The organism is Ktedonobacter racemifer DSM 44963 (assembly GCF_000178855.1).
Taxonomy (GTDB): Bacteria; Chloroflexota; Ktedonobacteria; order Ktedonobacterales; family Ktedonobacteraceae; genus Ktedonobacter; species Ktedonobacter racemifer.
In genome coordinates this window covers 781516-802921 of record NZ_ADVG01000002.1, presented here as the reverse complement: position 1 = coordinate 802921, position 21406 = coordinate 781516, and the positions used below count along the sequence as shown (strand labels likewise).

At 55.0% G+C, this 21406-nt stretch carries 17 protein-coding genes; 6 read left to right on the top strand and 11 right to left on the bottom strand.

The annotated features are described in order from the left end of the window. Positions 1 to 325 precede the first annotated feature (325 nt). A complete protein-coding gene (locus KRAC_RS19785) occupies positions 326 to 1201 on the bottom strand; it encodes a sigma-70 family RNA polymerase sigma factor (protein WP_007910064.1) in 876 nt (291 codons plus the stop codon). Between the two features lie 200 nt (positions 1202 to 1401). Between KRAC_RS19785 and KRAC_RS19780 the strand changes: the two genes are divergently transcribed. After that, a complete protein-coding gene (locus tag KRAC_RS19780) occupies positions 1402 to 1701 on the top strand; it encodes a hypothetical protein (RefSeq protein WP_007910063.1) in 300 nt (99 codons plus the stop codon). A gap of 135 nt (positions 1702 to 1836) precedes the next feature. Further along, positions 1837 to 2427 (top strand): IS630 family transposase, encoded by a 591-nt coding sequence (locus KRAC_RS66230; RefSeq protein ID WP_007910061.1) that lies wholly within the window; start codon positions 1837 to 1839, stop codon positions 2425 to 2427. A 131-nt stretch (positions 2428 to 2558) separates the two neighbouring features. Here KRAC_RS66230 and KRAC_RS19770 read toward each other — a convergent pair whose 3' ends face one another. The 4 genes from KRAC_RS19770 to KRAC_RS19755 form a co-directional block, all read right to left on the bottom strand. Beyond that, positions 2559 to 3479 (bottom strand): DUF4118 domain-containing protein, encoded by a 921-nt coding sequence (locus KRAC_RS19770; RefSeq protein WP_040443906.1) that lies wholly within the window; start codon positions 3477 to 3479, stop codon positions 2559 to 2561. Between the two features lie 115 nt (positions 3480 to 3594). Then, positions 3595 to 4461, bottom strand: coding sequence for an acetylglutamate kinase (argB, locus tag KRAC_RS19765; RefSeq protein ID WP_007910058.1), 867 nt, complete (start codon positions 4459 to 4461; stop codon positions 3595 to 3597). Positions 4462 to 4616: 155 nt separating this feature from the next. Then, on the bottom strand, positions 4617 to 6317 hold the full coding sequence (gene kdpA / locus KRAC_RS19760; RefSeq protein ID WP_007910056.1) for a potassium-transporting ATPase subunit KdpA: 1701 nt from the start codon (positions 6315 to 6317) through the stop codon (positions 4617 to 4619). Positions 6318 to 6381: 64 nt separating this feature from the next. Further along, complete coding sequence (locus KRAC_RS19755) at positions 6382 to 7200, bottom strand: potassium-transporting ATPase subunit C (protein ID WP_007910054.1); 819 nt, start codon at positions 7198 to 7200, stop codon at positions 6382 to 6384. A gap of 549 nt (positions 7201 to 7749) precedes the next feature. On the opposite strand from KRAC_RS19755, the gene KRAC_RS66225 reads away from it, so the two are divergent. Together KRAC_RS66225 and KRAC_RS19750 are read left to right on the top strand one after the other, a co-directional pair. Continuing rightward, positions 7750 to 8412 (top strand): zinc ribbon domain-containing protein, encoded by a 663-nt coding sequence (locus KRAC_RS66225; protein WP_007910052.1) that lies wholly within the window; start codon positions 7750 to 7752, stop codon positions 8410 to 8412. Continuing rightward, positions 8409 to 10298 carry a tetratricopeptide repeat protein gene (locus KRAC_RS19750; protein ID WP_007910050.1) on the top strand — a complete coding sequence of 630 codons (1890 nt, stop codon included), beginning with the start codon at positions 8409 to 8411 and terminating at the stop codon, positions 10296 to 10298. The genes KRAC_RS66225 and KRAC_RS19750 overlap by 4 nt, the downstream gene beginning before the upstream one ends. Positions 10299 to 10603: 305 nt before the next feature. Here KRAC_RS19750 and KRAC_RS19745 read toward each other — a convergent pair whose 3' ends face one another. From KRAC_RS19745 to KRAC_RS19730, 3 genes are all read right to left on the bottom strand, one after another. After that, a complete protein-coding gene (locus KRAC_RS19745) occupies positions 10604 to 12016 on the bottom strand; it encodes a DUF2254 domain-containing protein (protein ID WP_040443904.1) in 1413 nt (470 codons plus the stop codon). Positions 12017 to 12243: 227 nt separating this feature from the next. Beyond that, the gene (locus KRAC_RS19740) at positions 12244 to 13614 is read right to left on the bottom strand and encodes an RNA-guided endonuclease InsQ/TnpB family protein (protein WP_075164317.1); all 1371 of its coding nucleotides are present in this window, start codon (positions 13612 to 13614) and stop codon (positions 12244 to 12246) included. A 453-nt stretch (positions 13615 to 14067) separates the two neighbouring features. Then, positions 14068 to 14262: a hypothetical protein gene (locus tag KRAC_RS19730; RefSeq protein WP_007910043.1), complete on the bottom strand. Its 195-nt coding sequence runs from the start codon at positions 14260 to 14262 to the stop codon at positions 14068 to 14070. Positions 14263 to 15017: 755 nt separating this feature from the next. Between KRAC_RS19730 and KRAC_RS19720 the strand changes: the two genes are divergently transcribed. Then, entirely contained in the window at positions 15018 to 16049 is a 1032-nt protein-coding gene (locus tag KRAC_RS19720) for a sodium:calcium antiporter (protein ID WP_007910040.1), read from the top strand. Positions 16050 to 16098: 49 nt separating this feature from the next. After that, a complete protein-coding gene (locus tag KRAC_RS19715) occupies positions 16099 to 16350 on the top strand; it encodes a hypothetical protein (RefSeq protein WP_040443900.1) in 252 nt (83 codons plus the stop codon). 514 nt (positions 16351 to 16864) lie between these two features. Here the strand turns inward: KRAC_RS19715 and kdpC are convergent. The 3 genes from kdpC to kdpA (KRAC_RS19700) are packed head-to-tail and all read right to left on the bottom strand — an operon-like array spanning position 16865 to position 21387. Continuing rightward, on the bottom strand, positions 16865 to 17461 hold the full coding sequence (gene kdpC / locus KRAC_RS19710) for a potassium-transporting ATPase subunit KdpC (RefSeq protein WP_007910038.1): 597 nt from the start codon (positions 17459 to 17461) through the stop codon (positions 16865 to 16867). A 19-nt stretch (positions 17462 to 17480) separates the two neighbouring features. Continuing rightward, on the bottom strand, positions 17481 to 19649 hold the full coding sequence (kdpB, locus tag KRAC_RS19705; RefSeq protein WP_007910037.1) for a potassium-transporting ATPase subunit KdpB: 2169 nt from the start codon (positions 19647 to 19649) through the stop codon (positions 17481 to 17483). Between the two features lie 4 nt (positions 19650 to 19653). After that, a complete protein-coding gene (kdpA, locus tag KRAC_RS19700) occupies positions 19654 to 21387 on the bottom strand; it encodes a potassium-transporting ATPase subunit KdpA (protein ID WP_007910036.1) in 1734 nt (577 codons plus the stop codon). Between the last annotated feature and the right edge of the window lie 19 nt (positions 21388 to 21406).

The following is a 21406-nucleotide window of genomic DNA, read 5'->3' as shown; positions in this document are numbered from 1 at the left end:
ACATATGGGTAGGTAGCAGAAGGCATGGTGGGCGGTGTGGGGAGGATAGCGTGAGAAATGAGTGAGCAGAAAGTTTGCTTATTGGCTGTTGCTGGACGCTGCGAAAGCTCTTTTAATACCAATTCGCAATCTATCGTAGAAAGAATGGTGGTCTCCCCCGCTTTCTTCCCATCGACTCCACCTGTTTTTCTCCAATCTCCGACCTATAGTGCAACGCATCAAAGGGAATGCGGCCTCCCCCTCGTACTCCGTCTGTTGCTCGAGAGAGCACTGGCGAGACCGCCGAATAGGTATTCAGGTATGTGCTGCAGAGAGCAGCGGCTTGTCAGTCGTCGAGGACCGCAAGGTGCAACTGGCGCAGGCGTGCAGGATCGGAAATCGCGGTGATCGCGGTGATCTTGCCTCCCCTGGTTGAGAGATCGAGGACGCTGAGCAGCCGCCCGTACGGGGCCACGACGACTCCCACTGAGCCATTCACCAGCGCTGGTTGTGTTGCCTGGGCACGTCCCACAAACTGTTTCGCCACAGCCGCCGCACCATGAATCTCTCCTGGTACGCCCGCAGGCACGGACATTTGATAGCGTCGGAGCACCACATCTGGATCGAGCACGGCAAGCAGCGCGTCGAAGTTCCCTTCGCGCGCGGCGGTGAGAAAGGCTTCGACCACTTCTCGGCTGGCGGCCAGGTCTGCATCCTGCATGGGTGCTCTTGCTCGCACCCGGCGGCGTGCACGGCTGGCAAGCTGCCTGGCCGCGGCGACTTCACGCTCCACGATAGGCGCGATCTCGTCGAAGGGCACGGCGAAGATGTCGTGCAGGACAAAGGCGAGGCGCTCGGCGGGAGCAAGCGTATCGAGCACCACCAGCAGCGCCAGACCCACCGAATCGGCCAGTTCCATCTCTTGCTCCGGGTCGATCGCTCTTTCACCGCCCGTCACTGCTTGAGGCACCGACGCTTCCAGGGACTCCTCGCGCCGCGCGTGACGAGCACGGAGCATATCGAGGCACACCCGTGCGACCACCGTCATCAACCATGCGCCCAGGTTCGCGATGCTGCTGGGATCGGAGCTGCTGAGACGCAGCCAGGACTCCTGCACGGCATCGTCCACCTCGTCGAGCCGACCCAGCAGCCGATAGGCCACTGCCCGCAGGTGGGGGCGCTCGGCCTCGAAGCGCTGCGCTAACCAGGTATATTCGTCCATCGGTCACATTCCTTCGTTTTGTTTCGTCGAAGTAATGACGAAGGAAACCCGGCCGATGTGACAGGGGAGACGCACTCCCCGATGATCCGCCGACTGGACGACCCTGTCAAGATCAAGATGCGCCGATGGTGGGTGTTCTCCACCGGCCGCCATTGGAAAAGCACAACGAACCAGGTGTAAAAGTGAAAGGAAATGTTCCCATGAAAGTAGCGATTTCCCATACCAAAGTGAAGCCCGACAAGCGCGCCGAAATCGATGCGGCGGGCAAGCGCGTGCTGGAGGCGCTTGAACGAGAACGGCCGCAGGGCATTCTGTATGCCGTCTGCCCGCTCCCCGACGGTGAGAACTTTGTCACTCTCCTCGTCACTGACGACGGGGTAGACAATCCTTTGTTGGCCTTGCCGGAATATCGGGCGTTCGCAGAGAACTTCAAGACCTGGATAGCTGAGCCGCCGACCGCCGAACAGTTGACGGCAGCCAGCTCCTATCGGTCCTTCTAAAGACCCAGGAGTCAAGGGTCTGGCGAGTATGACCGTGAGAGCAGCCTCGCTCGCCAGGTTCTCACGGCGATCTCCAGTGACCAGCAGTGCGAGAAGACGTGGCCGAATGGCTCGTGAAGCACGTGAGTGCGGCTCGTGAAACAGAGCAGCATCTTTGAACAACGCGTCGGGCACAGTGTCGATGACAGCACCATCTATCGCTTGCTCAATCGGCATGGCTGGCGCAAGGTGATGCCGCGGCCCAAGCATCCGAAAAGCGATCTGGAGACGCAAGAGGCGTTTAAAAAAAACTTCCCCGCTCTGGTGGATGCAGCAGTTGCCATGCGCGAACCGGGCGATGAACGCCCTATCCTCATCATGGCGCAAGATGAAGGGTGTTTTGGCCGGATCAGTCAGGTGAGACGCTGTTGTGCCCCTCCCGGCGTCCGCCCTCATGTCCCAGCTCAACTCGTGCGAGAATATGTGTATGCCTATGCCGCAGTCGCCCCTGCGCAAGGTCAGCTAGTTTCGCTGATTTTGCCGGAGATCTCTACAGCGATGATGAACCTCTTCCTGGAACATGTTAGCCGTAGCTTCTCGGATCATTTCATTGTCATGCAAGTCGATCAAGCGGGATGGCATCGTACTCAGGAGTTGCTCATCCCAGCAAATATCCGGTTGATCCCTCAGCCTGCGTACAGCCCCGAAGTGAATCCTGTCGAGCATGTTTGGGGGCTGCGCTGCTAAAGCACGTGCTTTAGCAGCGCAGCCTCCCAGCACAGCCCACGCGACGATACTCATGTACGCGTCGTCCACAGACGTTCCCAGATTATTTTTTTGAAAGCCCATTAGCAGCGTCCAGCTATCACGGCTCAATGCTATTGTTCATTCGCTGAGAGAGCTTGCATGCGGAAGTGGGCGCGTTCAATGACCAGGATGGCCTGGTCGAGAAAGGTCCAGAAGAAGGTGGCCCACTCTGTATGGCGTCGCTCCTCTTCGTGGAAGAGTTGATCATCGGCCAGCCAGGGGATGGGATGTTTGAGGCGCAGGCAGAGCACGCCCAGGACCTGGCTAGGTGTACGCAGCGGGATGAGACGCAGGATCTGACCCTCCTCCTCAGGGTGCGCGATGGAGGGGAGCGGCTTCTCCAGGCTCGTCTGCCCCGTGAGCTTTTTGGCGGAAGCAAGCTCTGAGGGCGAGAGGACGAAGTCTTCGATGCTTATTGGGGCCTCTGCCTGGCGCACGAGGTTGCCCTGCTTATCGGGAAGGAGCAGGGCGCATGCCTGCACGCCCCAGGGCGCAAAGACTCTGACCATGGACAAAGCAATGCTCTGCAATTGTTCGGAAAGCTGTTCTGTACTATTAATCACGCGCCCAACTTCATAGAGGATACGTGCCTCGCGTTCGCGTCGCCAGGCCTCCTGGATGCTGCGGCGCATGATGCCAGCCAGTTGCCCGGTTAGCAAGGCTGCCACTAGAAAGACAATGAGCGCCAGCACCTCCTCCCAGCGCGAGATGGTAAATGTGTAGAGAGGAGGGACAAGCCAGAAGTCAAAGGAGAAGACAGCTACAAGTGCCGCGAGCAGGGCTGCATAGCGGCCTCGCGTACTTGCCAGGGCCAGAATGAGCAGGAGATAGATCACGGAAATGTTCGGGATCGTAGGATAGAGGTGAAACACGTAGATGAACGCGGTACATAGCAAGGCTCCGGCGATGCCCAGCGTGCTGTCTATAAGGTAACTTCGCCAGTTTCTTTTGAGTTGTACGGGGACCTGGGGAATCTGTTGTATAGTACGCATCGCAGCCTCCTCAAGCATATGTATATTGCGGTGCATTGCACTACTTACGTACGTGTCTATGCAGGGCGCTTACATCTAGCCCGGAGGCGTAGGCGCGTACGTAAGTAGCACTGATTTAGCGTACGAATTTTGTCCCTATCGGGAGGTCTTCCAGAGTATGCAAGAGCACATGTGAGGTGCAGCCATTCGCGATCTGGACGCAGGGTACCTCCTCAAGAGCGTGTAGGCAGGCGTGTACCTTGGGAAGCATGCCGTCTCGAATGACATGTTCTCCAATCAGTGCCTGGGCCTGTTGCTCATTCAACTCTGAGATGATTGTACCATCAGCATTGTAGATGCCGTCAATATTACTTAGAAATGTTAACCGGGTTGCGTTTAGTGCGCCGGCAAGGTGAGAGGCGACCAGGTCCGCGTTCATGTTGAGGCTGCTGCCGTCAGGTCCCAAACCCAGGGGAGCCAGGACTGGTATATACCCATCATCAAGCACCTGGCGTATCAGGGTGGGATTGATCGTGTCTATGTCGCCCACATAGCCCAGGCGCTCGTCAGCGATGTGTCCCTGTATCAGGTTGCCATCGGTGCCACAGAGGCCAACAGCCTGTCCGCCAAGGCGCGCTATCGTGGTCACGATCTCTTGATTGATTTGGCCACATAAAACCATGCGCACCACGTCCAGCGTCTGGGCGTCTGTCACCCGCAGGCCATGTTCAAAGTGAATGGGGATGTGGAGCTTCGAGAGCCACTCGTTGATGATGGGTCCTCCTCCATGTACCAGGACGATGTTCGCACCCAGAATTTGTAAACAGATGCAATCTTGGAGCACGCTCCGCTGATACTCCAGGGTGCTGCCCCCTAACTTGATGACAAAGGTCTTGCCTTTGAGTTGGGAAAATGAGCATTTGTTGGTGCTGGTATGTCCCATGGGGATGAACTCATGCCTGTTCCATGGCCGATCGGCCGCCGGTACTGATGCGTTTATCATAGATCGTAACTCCTCGTGAACGCCTAGAAGTCTTGAACTGCCTCACCTCTACTCCATCAGAGTAGAGGTGTATGCTCTTCTACTGTATCCGATAAACAATCAAAAAAGTGTATGAAGGCGAGTGCTGGATATCAAAAGATGGTCAAGATATAGCTCTACCCCAGGTGTAATTGCTCGGCAATTGGCCCGAGGGAGAGGGCGGCAAAGTAGGTCAGGCCGACAACGATGATGGCGGTAAAAATGATCACCGTGCCAAACATAACGGAATCGGTATGGAATTTTCCGATGGACATTGGGCGTCGATCTTGCATGCTGAACTTGCCAGCCAGCGCCAGGGCTGGAATGGCCAGGCCAAAGCGTCCAATAAGCATGACAATGGCCGTGGTGATGTTGTAGGAGGGCGAGTTCGCGCTCAGCCCCGCGAAGTTCTGGCCGTTGTTAGCCATTGAGGAGGCATAGGCATACAGAATTTCGGTGAGGCCATGTGCCCCGGTATTTGTCGTTAGGCCCGCCAGGCCGGGCGCGGTGACGACCGCCAGGGCCGTAAAGGTCACGACCGCGATTGAACCCAGGAGCGTATAGAGCGCCAGGAGCTTCATCTCGGGTGGTTCGATTTTCTTGCCCAAGTACTCGGGGGTACGCCCAATCATCAGGCCAGTCAGGAAGAGGCCAATTAGCGCTATCATGATGATACTGTAGATGCCGGTCCCTAGGCCGCCATAGATGATTTCGCCCAGCAGCATATTGACGAGTGGTACTGTGCCCCCGATGGGGGTATAGCTGTCATGCATGGAGTTATATGAACCGGTCGCCCCGTTTGACGTAGTTATAGCCGTCAGCACAGAGCCGCCGATACCAAAGCGGACCTCTTTGCCCTCCATGTTGCCGGCGCCGCCGGTGATATAGGGCGTGAGCGCGGGATTGCCGCGTTGTTCGGCCCAGCCGCAGAGAAGCAGACCTGCGACAAAGAGAATCGTCATGGCCCAGAAAAGGACCCAGCCCTGGCGCGTATTGCCAACCATCATGCCAAAGGTATAGGTGAGAGATGCTGGTAGTATCACAATTGCCAGCATCTCAAGCACGTTTGTCAGGGGAGTGGGATTTTCAAAGGGATGGGCGCCATTGACGTTAAAGAAGCCCCCTCCATTGGTACCCAGGTTCTTGATCCATTCAAGCGCGGCAATGGGGCCTTGCGCTATCAGCTGCGTGTTGCCCTCAAGCGTCTTCACCTCGGTATAAGGATGAAAGTTCATGGGCACGCCCTGCCAGATGAGCACCAGGCTACCAAGCAGAGAGATGGGGAGAAGAACCCAGAGGAGAGAGCGTACTAAGTCGAACCAGAAATTACCCAGAAAGGGTGTGCGCTCCCGAGCCAGACCGCGAATAAAGGCTATCCCAATTGCCAGGCCCGCCGCCCCGGCCAGGAAGTTTTGTGTCGCGAGGCCAACAATCTGTGTCAAATAGCTCATAGTCGTCTCACCCGCGTAGGCTTGCCAGGTGGTTGTGGTAGAGAAGCTAATGGCGGTGTTGAAGGCCAGGTCTGGCGTCATTGGTGTGGTCATATGGGCCGCATCGAACCAGGGGAGGAACTGTTGCACACGCAGCAGAGCATAGAGCGCCAGCGTGCCAATCAGCGTGAAGACGATAAAGGAGATACTATATTGTCTAAAGTTCATCTCACGCGTGGCATCAAGTTTACTTACGCGGTAGATGGCGCGTTCGACTGGGCAAAGGAGCGGATCAAGCCAGGTTCGTTCACGCGCGAAGACACGCTTAAGGTATATCCCCACGGGCTTCACCAGGAGGATCACCACCAAAAGAAAGGCTCCGTATTGCAGGAGGGCTAAGGAACTCATCTTCGTTCTTCCTTCGTTACATTTCGTTTTGTTGCAGGCTTCCTGCTACAAGGACGCCAGGTATTTAGTGCGACCCGCTGGGTAAACCATAGTTGGTATCCAGGTCAAGGTTGAGTTCCAGCACATTGACGCGTGGCTCTCCAAAGATGCCAAGATCCCGCCCATCGGTATGTTTGGCGATAAGTGCTCGCACCTGCTCAGTTGTCAGGGTCGCATTCTTGCGGTCTGAGCCATGGCGGGCCTTTACAATGCGTTCTACCTGGAGCAGGGCGGCTTCGACAGAGATATGCGGATCGAGGCCACTGCCGCTGGCGGTAACAATATCGGCCGGAAGCAAGGTATTGGGGGGCAGGTCATTTTCTTTGAGGAACTGGGTGGCGTAGGTCTTGATACCATCATAGGTACCGGGGACGTAGTAGGTATGAGGTTTGCCCGCAACGGGGGTCGCGTTGTCCGGGATCTTGTCACCAGGCTTGAGTGTAACGAGTGTGCCGTTCCCTTCAAGCAACTGGGGGTTTGTCGGCCCCAGGTTAGAGCCGCTAGAACTGCTGGCGTTATAGCCCGCGGCGCTTGGGCGACCATGAAAATATTCAGGGCGGGTAAATTGCTGTCCAATGAGACGGGAACCAATTACCTGGTGTTGCTGATTGTAGAGGAGGCTACCGTTGGCCTGGTCAGGGAAGAGGAGTTGACCCAGGCCGTAGACGAGGGCGGGAAAGATCACCCCGCAGAGCAGTAGGAGGAGAGCGAAAAGCTTGAAGGCGCCCCAGGAATAGCTCAGGATGTTATTGTCTTTCCTGGGAGAAGGCTCGTGTAAGCTCCTGGAAGATTGCTCAGGTTCTTCCTTCGCGGCCTCAGGACGTGTGGTTTGTTTTTGCTTCATAAAAATCCTCGCTTGATGTTGCTAACGTTCAGGGCAAGGATGCGTGAACGCTGGTGATAGCTGGTTAAAGACGGATACGAGTGTAAGCACGCTCGTTTATTGTTCTCTATATAGTCTAGCTTTGGAGATATCAAAGGGGTGTAAGAGGAGAGGGAGAAGCCTTCAAAAAGTGCTCAAGGAAAGGGTCTGTTATGGTAGCATTCAGAAGAAAAGCTCCCTCTTTAACGAATATGTCCATTCTTGAGCGAATCTTTATGTGTAGCTCTTGCTTTTTCTCAAGTTGGTGGCGTAGTGTTTTGGAGGTGAATCCTTTCCCATTCCTGCTCTGCCTGCCCCCACGTGGAGAGGTGTGGAGTACACAGAAGACTCTCTGCTTTCGATATTGCTGGCAAACCTTTTCTCTCGACTTTTCAGCGCCTTCGGCGCTTCACATCATTTGTGTGGTGGCAGGTTGAGCGGCCATCACATATCAGAAAAAGCGAGCCGCGGAGCGGCGAGGAGAGTTGGCCAGCAATATCTGCTTTCGGAATGTCTCATGAGGAGATTTCTATGCGCAACTGTCCTAATTGCCATCAACCGGTCGGTGCCAGTGACGATATCTGCGAAAATTGTGGCGCTGTCCTTGATAGTGCACTGGCTGCTCCGACTTTTACTGCTGCCTCCGCTTCAATGCGGCTACCTGCAGCCATTCCATCTGCCGTGATTACTGCGACAACTCCTGCTGTCTGCCCTAACTGTCACAGTGCTCTACAACCAGGCGATGATATCTGCGAGCAGTGTGGCATGGTTGTAACTGCAACTACGAATAGTGCTGTTGTTAATCCTACCAGCACGCCGACAGCTCAGCAGTGTCCCCAATGTCACGGTCCACGCATACCGGGCGTTAAGTTTTGTAATCGTTGTGGCTTTAGTTATGTAGGTGTTACGGGACCGACTACTTTGAGCAACTCTACCTCGGTTGCAAGCCCACCATCTACCTTACAGGTGGGAAATATACTTAATAATAAATATGAGATTATCCGTGTCATTGGGGCGGGCGGTATGGGTGCGGTCTACCTGGCGTATGACCAGGTCTTGAAACGCCAGGTGGTGATTAAGGCGCTGCTGAGCGATGATGATCCTGATATGGTGGCTCAGAGTGTGAAAGAGCGCGAGTTCCTGGCTGCGATCAAGCATGCCAATATTGTCTCGATACGCTTGCATATCTCATGACGCAGATGGACCTGGCAAATCCGATCTTTGGCATGCCATCCTCCGAATACTACAAGGCTTTTCGCGATTATCCTGCGCTCTATCGTCTGCTGGCCAAGGGGACGCACAGCAAACCTGCGCAACGTTTTCATAGTGCGGAACAATTGAGCGATCAGCTGGCTGGAGTTCTGCGTCAGATTGTGGGTGGCACGCTAGGCGTACCTGTGAGCTCGAATCTCTTTGTGCCAGGGATTATGACGACGACTGGCAAGTTGGGCTTTCGCGGTGAGGCGGTCTTAGATGAGGGTGATAAGGCGATCGACCACCTGCGTTTTGGTGACCAGGCGCTACGTGGAGGCAACTACGTTAGCGCGGAAAGTTTTTACAAACAGGCCGCAAAGATTAACCCCAACAGTGTCGACGCCCATCTCCGGCTCGCTGAAGTGTATATCGATACCAGCGAATTTGGCATGGCTCTGGCTGAAGTTACGAAGGTACAGCGTATGGCTCCTGGTAACTGGAAGGTTGCCTGGTACACCGGACGCTTACTGGAGGCGCAGGAGAAGTATGCTGCGGCGGCTGACTACATTGCGACTGCTCCGCTGACCCAGATAGAAGCGTACAGTGTCGTTACTGCCAGTGGCAGCAAAAATGTAGGACCCAGGCGCGTCCATGACTGTGATCAGCTCAATATCGATGCTGAAATTATCCTGGCTAATCAACAATTGTTCAATGCTGCCCACAACGTTACCTACCCTGGCGAGCGTACTGCTGTGGAGCGCATTACTGCTGGCATGGAGGAATATGTCGGGCACCTGACTGTCATGCAGCACGAGTTTGACCAGGCTAGCAACACGGCTAATGCGCAGGATAGTCATCTCCGTAATGCTTACCAGGCCTACCTGGCAGCCAGCAGTGTCCTGCACACCAGGATTCAACGCCAACCGAGTATCGTTGAAGATAGGTCAACGCTGCCAGCCTGCCACATTGGTATCGACCAGCACCTGGCGCAACCCAACACCTGGGTCAACGGCGGCATTGCAGACAATATCGACTGTTTGAGCGATATCAACTATACCCACCTGCAAGGGACAACCAGTACTGGTGGTGGCTACAATGATGTAATATCATTTTTAAACACCGCACTTATCGGCGCCATACTGCTCAGTATTATCTTCGTAGGCTGGCTGCTCATCTCTACCTGGCGTATGGCGGCGGTCACTCACCGTGTGATCAATGTCGGGCTCAGCCTGTCGCTACTCGTCGGACTGATCTTCAGTCTTATGATCATTGGTACCCTGCTCAATTTCACCGGACTCCCAGGCACACATACTGCCAGTCAGGACGGGGCCTATCGGCAACTAGTCAAAGACGATTACGACAGTGTCTACTACGCAGCAAAACTGAAACGCTACGGCACCGATGCCAACGCTGATGAGTCTCGCTGGCTGATCGCGCTGACCTTCAACGATACGACCACAGCGAGTGGTGCAGACCACTGGGCCGCTGACTGGGGCACCAACATCCAGCAGGTACAACAGCTAATCGCCAACGCCCAGAACAACCAGACCTGGAATGAAGAGATCCAACCTCTCTCCGATATCCATTCTAGCTGGAACAAATACATTACCATCGACAGACAGATCCGCGCAGCCGCCAACAACGGCAGCGATCCACAGCATATCCATAACGCTGAGGTCATCAGCACCGGACCATCCAACGCTGCCTTCGGCACCTTCTCAGACGCCGTTACTGCTCTGAGCAAAGCCAACTACGATCACTACAATATCACACTCAGTAGCACCCAGAACACCCTGAACATCTACACCTCGCTCAGCGCTATACTCTACCCCCTCATCGGTCTCTGCGCCGCCTGGGGCATTTACACACGACTCAACGAATTCTAGCCAACCACACAGATGGGCCAGCATACACCACGAGGAAAACAATCCTATACTGGCCCACCTTCTACCTCACCTCCACAACGATCATCACTATCATCCTGCAAGGCAAGTGCCTCATTGATACGAATATAAGACGTGGGAGACGCCAAGGTTGCGCTTGTCACCCATCTCCGCATAGGGCAACACTTACCACTCAGGCTCAATCAGTTATTCTCACTGTGCTGATTGCCAACAAGGTTTGCCTCAATCGATTCTATCAGTCAATCCGGCAAACTTTGCTGGCGAGTTACATGTAGCCTTCTTGCTTTTCAGAGGAGAGTGCAAGGCAGATCGCTCGTTGCCGGCTGAGATTCGAGAGCGCTGCCAGTGGGGGCAAAATCGGCGATGAAAGCCGCCAGGAGATCGCTATCCTCCTCATTGCGGAGTCGGGTTGCGACATCGTGAATAGCATTGAGCGCGTTCGCCAGGACGATCTCGACGCGCTGGTTGCCGCCGGTGTAGTGCTTGATCTCGGCGAAGACTGCCAGGTACTCCTCGAAGGAAGGCTGTCGGATTTTCAGTATGCCTGCCCGATTGTTGAAGTAATAGGTGTCCGGCTGCGATTGACGGCGTACCAGGCGTTCAAGCACGGCTTGCAGATACTTAATGCAGAGAATACCGGTTGTCGGGTCGTTGACTGCGGGTGAGAGCGCACGCAGAGCGATATCTGCGAGTTGGCGAACGCCGAAGCGGATATCCTGGGCAATGTCGCGCTCGCGCTCGATGTAGATACAGTGCAGCAGCGTTTTCCGGAAGGCCTCATCGACGGCGTGCGCGGGCCAGATATGCGCGATGACCGTCTCCTCTGTCACGAAATCGCCGGGGCTGACGAGCAGGTGGACCTGGAGCCGAAGGAACTCGATATCCTGGAGCAGGTGCGTGATCGAGATGCGCTGAATGTAACCGGCAAGGGGTGCGCGCAACTGGGCTGGTTTCTCGCTTGTATGCCAGGTCTGGATGAGGGAGAAGACTTCGTCCTTGTGCAGCTCATGCGACCAGGTGGGGGACGGCGCATCAATGGCCTCCATCGTCTGTGTGGCGATGCGCGCGGCGATATCCGATACCTGGATGATCTGCCCGGTATGGTGAATAAAGATCAGCAGCAGAGCTAGACCGAGGAAACCCAGATTGATCCCGACGGTGATGCTGACCGTGGGAAGAAAGCCGGGATCAAAAGGCGCGGGGTCGCGCACGGTCATAAGCACAATCAGTGAGTAGGCGAAAATGGCGAAGAAGCCCCCTGCAACCACCTGCGTCACGCGGTCCTGAAGGAAGCTACGCAGCGCGCGTGGTGTATACTGACTGGAGAGCAGTTGCAGGACGACGATGGTGATGGAGAAGGTGAGGCCCGCGACCGTGATGAGCGAACCCGCAATAATCGAGAGAATCGTGCTGGCTTCGGCTGACCCACCACTGAAGAGCAGAGGCACGTTTTTGACCTGAAAAGTGTGGTCAACCATCAGGAGAAAGATTGCCAGAAACGGACCAAACAACGAGACAAGCGCGGGAACGAACCAGAATGAGTTCAGTAGCGCACGCATGGAGTCATCAAGCGTCTTTTTGACCTCATCAAACATGGAGACCTCGCTAAAGCTGGCTACCAGCCAGAGAAGGATAGACGCTCCCACAACCCACAACAAACAGAGAGCGCCGATAGCCGACCAGACTTCCCGGCACTCCATCGAAATTATTTTTCAAGCATTTTTTTCAAGACATATAATACCATATTTTTACGCCGCGCGGTACGACACATCGAGTGCCTGCTGGGAGATGGTGCGTTAAGCGGCAACGATCCACTACGCACCCTGATGGGACCTTGCCTTATGACGCTTAATGTCTGTGCACAGTCCTATTGGGTGAAGTACCCCACGCCTAAAGGCGGGGGCTTCGACAGTGGCCAGCGCCCTCCTCAGAGGACACCAGTTGCTGTGGGACGCTTCCCGCCCCGACCCACCTTCCTGGTGGGGTTGCCTTTCTTGCGATCAGGAATGGCTCCTTGCAGCTCATAGCGGCGCAGAATGTTTCGCGCGGCATTTTCATCGCGATCCAGCTCGGTCCCACACGTGGGGCAGGAATGCCATCGCACCGAGAGATCCTTGGGGACCAGAACCCCGCAGCCACTACATTTCTGGCTCGTCTGCTGGGGCGCCACCTTCACCACCATGCCGCCAGCCTCTTCCGCTTTGCAGGCACACAGCGTGATGAAACGGCCCCAGGCCGCGTCAAGGATACTTTTGTTCAGGCCGCTCTTGGCAGCCGCTCCATTGGGCAGATAGTGCGTCGCCGCCCCTGCTGTCGCGCCACCTTCGCTTCCCTCTGTCGTTGTAGGGGCCTCCTCCTTCTTGGGCTTGGGTCTTGCCGTCATATTGGGGATCTGCAATGCCTCAAACACCAGGATCCCATACTGATTGACCAGGCGGTGAGACGTTTGGTGCAGGAAGTCCTGTCGACGATGGCGCACCTTGCGATAGAGTCGTGTCAACGCCCGCTTGGCCCGGCTGCGTCGATGACTGCCTCGCTTGCGCCGAGAGAGCCTACGATAGGCCTCTTTGATCTGCTGCTCGGTGGAACGGTAGATGCGAGGGTTGGCGATCTGCTCCCCCGTAGAGAGGGTAGCATAGGAGGTGATGCCCACATCAACCCCCACCGTCTTGTTGGAGAGATGCACCAGCGTTGCACTGACGGCCTGCTCCACGCTGAAGACGGCATACCATTGATCTCCATCGCGTTTGATCGTGCAGGCTTTGATGCTGCCTTTGATGGGTCGATGCATCAGCATCTTGAGATGCCCAATCTTCGAAAGCTTCAGCCGACAGGTTTTCTTCCCCTTTTTGTCATGAGAGGTGAGAGCGCCAAGGATCTGGTAGCCGCTCTGCGGATAGGTGAAGGAATGATAGCGGGTGGCGGATTTGTACCTCGGGTATCCTGGAATTTGACCCTCAGCGACACGACGAAAGAAGGCTTTCATGGCTTTGTCGAGGCGTCTCAGTACATCCTGTTGCACCTGCGAATAGATCTCCTGATACTCGGGTCGCACTTCTTTGACCTGAGGCAATTGATCGGCTTGCATACCATAGGAGACCGAGATGCCTGCCATCTTATAGGCGGCGGTGCGTTCTTCCAGACTCGCATTGTACAATTCTTTACAGCGCCGAAGGGTCCACAGAAGAGTGCTTTCTTGTTTGCGAGTGGGGTACAAGCGATAGACATAGGCTTTGAGGCGTTCAGGCAACGCTATCTCATCTGGCTGTGATCCTGGTGTCTCCTTCGCGTCTTCCATGTCTCCCCTCCTCTCACGGCATTTCTGCTCACTTCGGTGCTGAGACCTTGTTACAGGTATAGAACATGTTTTCAAGAATCAGTATACAGAAGCCTCGCTTTTCTGTCAAATCCTTGCATTCCTTTGTTGCCCCAACCACCCAAGCCACTCCCAAACGGAACGGCCCTTGTATCCTCATGGCTCAAGCCAGGGGTTTTACGGGCCGGTTCGATAAAAACGGAGTACTCCTCTCCACCGAAAGTGAGCAAGACCCTCAAATGGCTCATCCGCACTTCCCATGCTCCATACTAGAGCGGCTTCCTGGGTGGAAGAGAGCTTGGTATCAATGGATAATGCGTGCGTAATAACCAAGTTCTCTGGCCTGAGGATCAACGTTCTCGGCCAGAGAACCTGGTTGGGTGCTTGTTGGGACTCTACAACTAGCCACGAAGAAAAGAAGAGTATCTCACCCGATTAGGGAGCGTGGTTTTCCCTTTGCTCTTGGGGAAGAATAATGCGCAGGTAAACGAAAGCCAGCGCGAGCAAAAGGACGCCAAAGAAGGCTCCGCCAACGCGCATCGAGGTGGGCGAGGATGAAGCAACAATGCTCCAACCAATACAATAGAGGCCGAAAAGCAAACTGAGAGATGGTGCGAAAAATCGACGCATAGCCGTGCTCTTTCTCCTTGTGAAAACATGAGTTGTCCACTGTGGTGTTTGCTACAAACGATCACAAGCTTTGACAAAGCTTATCAAGATCGAGAACGCTCCGATAACGACAGCCACAACCAGTAGATCAAGCATGCTCTTTCTCCTTTGGAAGAGTGAAGAAGAGGCAAAAAAGATATTGAAGAAACGCTTTGGAAGGGAAACAAGGGGCACCGCGATTGTGTGCGATGTGGTCATCTCTCGGAATGGGGGAAATGTACCAGAACCGGTCATCTTTCGGAGTCCCTTCTTTTCTGCCTTTTCAAGACACAAAGACATCTGAAAACCGACCAGCCTTCCCGGTACACCTTTCTCCAGGCAAAAAGCTCGTGTAGGTATATGCTTCTGCCTATTGCTTCATAGTATAGTTCATGCTTCTCGAAAATGCAATCTGGCATTGTGTCAAAGACTGTCTACTTCCTTGTCTTCACAGCCTCATCATGCTATACTTATTGCCACAATCTATATTTATGTATTTCTGGAAAGCACCGGGAAGTCTGGTCGGTTACGGTGTCTTTGTACATTTCATCACCATGTGATGGATGCACAAAGGCGCAGCAACCTGATCGCTCTCGGTGCTTTTCTTTGTGGAAAATTAGAGTCCATCACTTGACACACGAAGTGGAAACGTCCTGTCGCCGTTGATATGATGCTTCTGCAAAATAATGCTTTGCTCTGCACGAGCCGAAACCTTGGCTTAGAACAGGACTATCAATATGTTTCCTTTTAATATCTCTTCATCTTTGCCTGTGGCTCTTGGGCTGTTTTTCGTTTCGCTCATCATCGTGATCGCCGCATCCACACGGTTTACACGCAAACTAGAGGAGTTATGTGTCGCATTCAATCTTTCGATTGGTATGCTGAGCCTGTTGAGTGCTCTCGGAGCCAATATTCCAAATTATGTTGCTTCCGCCCTCGCGATTTTTGCTGGTCATGACGATGTTGGTATTGGCATCATCGTTGGCTCGAATATTTACAATCTTGCCATTATTCTCGGTCTCTGCACCTTCTTTACTCCTGAACGTGCTGGGATGACATTGAATACACAGGAGAAACGAGATATCCGCACGATTGTCCGTTATACCTTTGTGATTACGCTCCTTTCATTCGTGGTCATCGCCTGGCTTCCAGGCGAACCTAGCCTGAGCACCATCCATACCACACACATTGCCCTTCTATTGGCTGCCCTGGGGACACTGGGCATCTTTGGCGCATTCCTGCTTCACCTCATCAGGCGCCCACGTGGCGGTGAAGGAACATCTCTGCATCCTCATGATCATTCCAAACGGGAAGCGTCATGGTCCATGCTTCGCCTAGGGAGTGAAATCATCTTTACTCTGGTCGTTGCATTGGGTGGGGTCCTGGTAATGGTCCAGTCAGGACAAACGATGACTGCCGATGTCCATATGCCCTCAGTTCTCGCAGGCTTGCTTGTGCTTGCTGTCGCCACATCATTGCCCAACACCGTCGTTGCCATCAGCCTCGTGCGTACTGGTGAAGCTGCGGCATGTATCGAAGAAGTTTGTAATAGTGGAAGTATTAATACCGCGCTGGGCATCGTCTTGCCACTCGTATTTTGGCCAGGTTTCCTGAAGGACCGTTTCGTGCTCTTTTTGGATGCTCCGCTTACCCTGGTGCTCGCCATAGGTGTATTCTTCTGGGTAGTGAGAGGCCGCATCAGTCGGATCGCGGGTGCTCTCCTGCTCGTGACGTATATGGCTTGGGTGCTTCTCCGTTTGTGGATGTAGACGACATCTTGCTATTTTTCTCCCTTCTGCTCAGGGAGAAGTCAAGACGTTGATAGCAGAGGAACGTCAGGACGATCGTGAAGAACATGGGAAAGACGCTTTTTGCGAGGAGGAAGAGAGCAAAAGCGAAGACTATCGCGAGCAAAGACAAACAAATCACCATGAACCGTTTCTTTTCGTTTTGGACAACACATCTTTCATGGCTCTGCTGACTTTGTTGGCCCGGTTGTTCTTCTTGAACATCTGTCATGGTGATATCCTTCTTGCCGAGATCTCCTGCTTTTTGAAGAACAGACTGTGATAGTTCCTACTATAGCGCACAGATGATCAAAAGATTGTCAAGAAAAGACCTACGGAGGTAAGAGGTCACTCAGAAGCTTTCGGCGTAGAGTATTTGCATGAAATACATGTTTTGCAGAATAACAGCAGACTCTTCTGACAGAGCTTCCGCCTTGCCTCTTTCCTCTCACAGGCAGTTGATGGCAGTGAAGTTGCCTCAATGCAGGAGGAGCCAAGAACAGAATGAACGTTTCCATCTCCTAGAGATTGGAGCGTTCATCATGATGAGAACGCAAAAGAGGCTGAAGCGATGCGGTTTCACTTCAGCCTCTTTCCCTTTGACTCCAGAACCTGGATAGATAGTAATCTTCTATTCCCTTCACCTCCAACAGCTCATGGATGTCACTCAGTAGTTCCTCTACTTGGCATAAGCACGTACAAAAAAGCGTGGCTCTCGCTTATGAGAGCCACGCCCAACTGAGGTGCGGGAGGGTACAGGGAGTGCCCGTGTAGTGGACAGGCACTCCCCTACGTAATTAGGAATTTAGCTTGTCCAGGTCGAGATTGAGTTGCAGGACATTGACATGTGGCTCGCCGAAGATCAGGAGGAAGCGCCCCTGGATATGATCATCAACAAGCTTCTTGACGACGTCCTCACTCAGACCACGCTCACGCGCGATGCGTGGGACCTGGAAGTAGGCCCCGGCGGGCGTGATATCGGGGTCCAGGCCTGAGGCTGAGGTCGTAACCAGGTCAACGGGAACTGGCACGCCTGGATTTTCCTTTTGCAAGGCCTGTGTGCGTTGCTGGATAGCATCTTGCAAGTTCTTATTGGTTGGTCCCAGGTTGGAGCCAGCCGAGTTCTCGGCGTTATAGGGCTGAGCCTTGCTGCCATCATCTGACAGGGTTGCTGAGGGACGGCCATGGAAGTACTTTGGCAATGTCCACTCCTGCCCGATAAGATCGGAACCCACGAGTTGCCCATTCACATAGTGCATGCTGCCATTGGCCTGGTAGGGAAAGAGTAACTGGGCCAGGCCAGTTACGATTCCGGGATAGATCAGGCCCGTCACGATAGTGAGAACGATAGTGATCGCGATGGCAGGTCGAAGCACTTTAATAACGGTTTTCATAGCGTAACCTCTTCTCCTCCTAAAGCGTCAGGTGCAAGGCGACCAGGATCAGGTCGATCAATTTGATGCCGATGAACGGGATGATGATGCCACCAACACCGTAGATCAGCAGGTTACGGCGTAGAAGAGGACCGGCGCCAATCGGGCGGAACTTCACACCGCGCAGGGCCAGGGGGACGAGCGCGATAATGATGATCGCGTTAAAGATAACCGCCGAGAGTACCGCGCTATGTGGCGTCGCCAGCCCCATGATATTGAGTGCGTTCAGTTGCGGATAGGTAACCGCGAAGGCCGCTGGAATGATCGCGAAGTACTTGGCAACGTCGTTGGCGATGCTGAAGGTGGTCAGCGCGCCACGGGTGATCAGCAACTGTTTGCCAACCTCTACGACCTCAATCAACTTGGTAGGGTTGGAATCGAGGTCCACCATGTTTGCAGCCTCTTTCGCGGCCTGCGTGCCCGTATTCATCGCCACGCCGACATCGGCCTGGGCCAGGGCGGGCGCGTCGTTGGTGCCGTCACCGGTCATGGCAACCATACGGCCGCCGACCTGCTGCTCGCGGATAAGCTTCATCTTGGTCTCAGGTGTGGCCTGGGCCAGGAAGTCATCGACGCCAGCTTCTTTAGCGATGGCTGCCGCGGTAAGGGGGTTATCGCCCGTGATCATGATGGTGCGGATGCCCATGGAGCGCAACTGGTCGAAGCGCTCGCGCATACCACTCTTGACGATATCCTTGAGCTCAATGACGCCCAGGATGCGTGCCCGGCTACCGCGAGTCTCGGCGACCACCAGGGGCGTGCTACCAGCCTTGGCGATGGAGGAGACTAGCTCGTCCAGCTCGGTACTGCTTACGCCACCGTTCCCTTCAACGTAGGCTTTGACGGCGTCGCCCGCACCTTTGCGGATGGCGAACATGTTCCCATTCAGATCCACGCCGCTCATGCGCGTCTGCGCGGTGAAGGGGATGAAGGTTGCGCCTTGAACATTCTCTGGGGAGAGGCCATACCGCTCCTGCGCCAGCTTGACAATCGAGCGACCTTCCGGGGTCTCGTCAGAAAGGCTTGAGAGGAGGGCCGCGTGCGCCAGGTCGCGCTCATCGACACCCGCGACGGGAACAAAGCGGCTCGCCATGCGGTTGCCCAGCGTGATGGTGCCGGTTTTATCCAGCAGCAGCACATCGACATCGCCCGCCGCCTCAACTGCGCGACCACTCATAGCCAGCACATTGCGCTGGACCATGCGGTCCATACCCGCGATACCGATGGCCGAGAGCAGGCCACCGATGGTTGTTGGGATAAGACAGACCAGCAGGGCGATCAGGGTCGTCACGGAGACCGCCGTCCCCGAATAGATGGCAAAGGGTTCGAGCGAGACGCAGACCAGGACGAAGATAATCGTCAGGCTGGCCAGTAGAATGTTTAGCGCGATCTCGTTCGGTGTCTTCTGGCGTTTGGCGCCCTCAACCAGGGCAATCATGCGATCCAGGAAGGTCTCACCGGGGTTGGCGCTGATCTGTACGACGATCCAGTCGGAGAGGACACGTGTGCCGCCGGTCACGGCACTGCGGTCGCCACCGCTTTCGCGAACTACGGGCGCGGACTCACCAGTGATAGCCGACTCATCGATAGAGGCCACACCTTCGATGACGTCACCGTCACCAGGGATGACATCGCCGGCCTCGACCAGTACATAGTCGCCCTTGCGCAGGTCTGGGGCCTGAACTTCTTCGAAGGTCGAAGCGCGCTCACGCGATTTGAGACGTTTGGCGATGGTCGTCTTGCGTGTGCGGCGCAGCGTATCGGCCTGGGCCTTGCCGCGACCCTCGGCCATGGCTTCAGCGAAGTTGGCGAAGAGCACGGTAAACCAGAGCCAGATCGCCACGGCGAAGACAAACCAGGTCTCAGCTGTGAGCTGATCACTTGTAAATGAGCCGGTTGGCGTGGTAAAGAGGAGCAGGCGCACAAACTCAAGGGTCGTAATGACGCTGCCAACCTCAACCACGAACATGACCGGGTTCTTGGCCTGCCAGCGTGGATCGAGTTTCTTAAATGAGTCGAGCGTGGCGCGACCGACGATCGCGGGATCAAAGATCGAGCGATCCCCCTTGCGGCGCGATTTGACCGGTTTTGTTGCGAGCCCGCTCTGCTCTTGTATATCTGATGGATCTTGATTCGTCTGAATGCTCATGTTCTTAGAATGCCTTTCCCGACAGCATCAGCAGATGTTCCACAATCGGTCCCAGCGAGTAGGCAGGGAAGTAGGTCAGGGCGCCAACGATCAGGATAACCCCGATGAGCAGGGACACGAAGAGCGGTCCCGTCGTGGGGAAGGTGCCTGCACCTGCGGGTACGACTCTCTTCCGTACCAGGGAGCCCGCCAGGGCCATGACCGGGATGACGAAAGCGAAACGGCCAATAATCATAGAGAAAGCAAGGGTCCAGTTATAGAAGGGCGTATTGACGGTAAGGCCACCAAATGCTGAACCATTGTTGCCGTGTGTTGATGTATAGGCGTAGAGAATCTCCGAGAGTCCGTGTGGACCAGGATTGAGAATCGAGTTTGTGCCAACCGGAAGCACGCTCGCGACTGCCGAGAAGAGTAGGATACCGGCGGGCAGGATCAGGATGGCGAGCGAGGCCATCTTCATCTCCTTCTGTTCGATCTTCTTGCCCAGGTATTCGGGGGTGCGACCTACCATCAGGCCCGCGATAAAGACCGCGAGAATTGCGAAGATGAGGATACCGTAGAGGCCGGAGCCGACACCACCAAAGATGATTTCGCCTAGAGCGATATTTGCGAGCGGGACCATGCCACCCAGCGGGGTAAAGCTATCATGCCAGGCATTGATTGCGCCACAGGAGGCATCAGTGGTAATGACTGCGAAGAGCGATGATTGGGTGATGCCGAAGCGTACCTCTTTACCCTCCATATTGCCACCCGCCTGGGTAGCGGAGACGCTCTGGTCGACGCCCAGGTTATTCCAGGCGGGGTTGCCAGCCTGCTCGGCAGGAAGGGCGACGGCGACGCCGACCAGGAAGAGAACGAGCATGGCCGCGAAGAGCGCCCAGCCCTGGCGTGTATTTTGGACCATTTTGCCAAACTGGTAGGTCAGGCCCGCGCCAATGGCGAAGATGGCAAGTATCTCGATCAGTTCGGTAGCTGCATTGGGGTTTTCGAAGGGATGGGCCGAGTTGGCGTTAAAGAAGCCGCCGCCGTTGGTGCCGAACTCTTTGATAAACTCCTGCGAGGCCACGGGTCCCTGAGCGATGGTTTGGGTTGCGCCATTGATCGTGTGCACGACCGTGTAGGCGTTAAAGTTCTGCACCACGCCCTGTGAGACTAGGACCAGCGCGCCAATGGTGCAGATTGGCAGCAGCAGGTACAGGGTACAGCGGGTGACATCGACCCAGAAGTTGCCCAGGTGCTGCGCACTCCTGCGAGACAGGCCGCGAATAAACGCGACTGCCAGGGAGATACCAACCGCGGCCGAGGTAAAGTTGTGGAAGGCCAGACCCATCATCTGGGTCAGGTAGCTCATTGTCTGCTCACCAGTGTAGGCCTGCCAGTTCGTGTTACTGGAGAATGAGACCGCTGTATTGAAGGCCAGTGCTGGTTCCACGGGGCCCATGCCCTGTGGATTGAGCGGCAGCAACTGCTGAACGCGCTGCTGCAGATACAAGAGCAGGATGACTACGACGGTAAACACGATCATGGAGACGGTATAGCCGACCCAGGTCTGCTCTTCGTCCTCCCTGGTACCATAGATCTTGTAGAAAACGCGCTCTACCGGGACAAATACCGGCGAGAGCCAGGTTCGTTCGCCGGCAAATATCTTGGTCATATACAGGCCCATCGGCTTGGTAATGAGGATGAGTATCACCACATAGACCAGGACTTGCAAAACACTATTTGATGTTACAGGCATCTGTGTTCCCTCAACATCT

Bases quoted from the DNA above. Each gene is read 5' to 3' on its own strand.
- kdpA (WP_007910036.1), bottom strand. From the start codon at position 21,387: ATGCCTGTAACATCAAATAGTGTTTTGCAAGTCCTGGTCTATGTGGTG.
- kdpB (WP_007910037.1), bottom strand. From the start codon at position 19,649: ATGAGCATTCAGACGAATCAAGATCCATCAGATATACAAGAGCAGAGC.
- KRAC_RS19755 (WP_007910054.1), bottom strand. From the start codon at position 7,200: ATGAAGCAAAAACAAACCACACGTCCTGAGGCCGCGAAGGAAGAACCT.
- KRAC_RS19720 (WP_007910040.1), top strand. From the start codon at position 15,018: ATGTTTCCTTTTAATATCTCTTCATCTTTGCCTGTGGCTCTTGGGCTG.
- KRAC_RS19745 (WP_040443904.1), bottom strand. From the start codon at position 12,016: ATGGAGTGCCGGGAAGTCTGGTCGGCTATCGGCGCTCTCTGTTTGTTG.
- kdpA (WP_007910056.1), bottom strand. From the start codon at position 6,317: ATGAGTTCCTTAGCCCTCCTGCAATACGGAGCCTTTCTTTTGGTGGTG.
- KRAC_RS19770 (WP_040443906.1), bottom strand. From the start codon at position 3,479: ATGCGTACTATACAACAGATTCCCCAGGTCCCCGTACAACTCAAAAGA.
- KRAC_RS19780 (WP_007910063.1), top strand. From the start codon at position 1,402: ATGAAAGTAGCGATTTCCCATACCAAAGTGAAGCCCGACAAGCGCGCC.
- KRAC_RS19740 (WP_075164317.1), bottom strand. From the start codon at position 13,614: ATGGAAGACGCGAAGGAGACACCAGGATCACAGCCAGATGAGATAGCG.
- KRAC_RS19750 (WP_007910050.1), top strand. From the start codon at position 8,409: ATGACGCAGATGGACCTGGCAAATCCGATCTTTGGCATGCCATCCTCC.
- KRAC_RS19785 (WP_007910064.1), bottom strand. From the start codon at position 1,201: ATGGACGAATATACCTGGTTAGCGCAGCGCTTCGAGGCCGAGCGCCCC.
- kdpC (WP_007910038.1), bottom strand. From the start codon at position 17,461: ATGAAAACCGTTATTAAAGTGCTTCGACCTGCCATCGCGATCACTATC.
- argB (WP_007910058.1), bottom strand. From the start codon at position 4,461: ATGATAAACGCATCAGTACCGGCGGCCGATCGGCCATGGAACAGGCAT.
- KRAC_RS66225 (WP_007910052.1), top strand. From the start codon at position 7,750: ATGCGCAACTGTCCTAATTGCCATCAACCGGTCGGTGCCAGTGACGAT.
- KRAC_RS19730 (WP_007910043.1), bottom strand. From the start codon at position 14,262: ATGCGTCGATTTTTCGCACCATCTCTCAGTTTGCTTTTCGGCCTCTAT.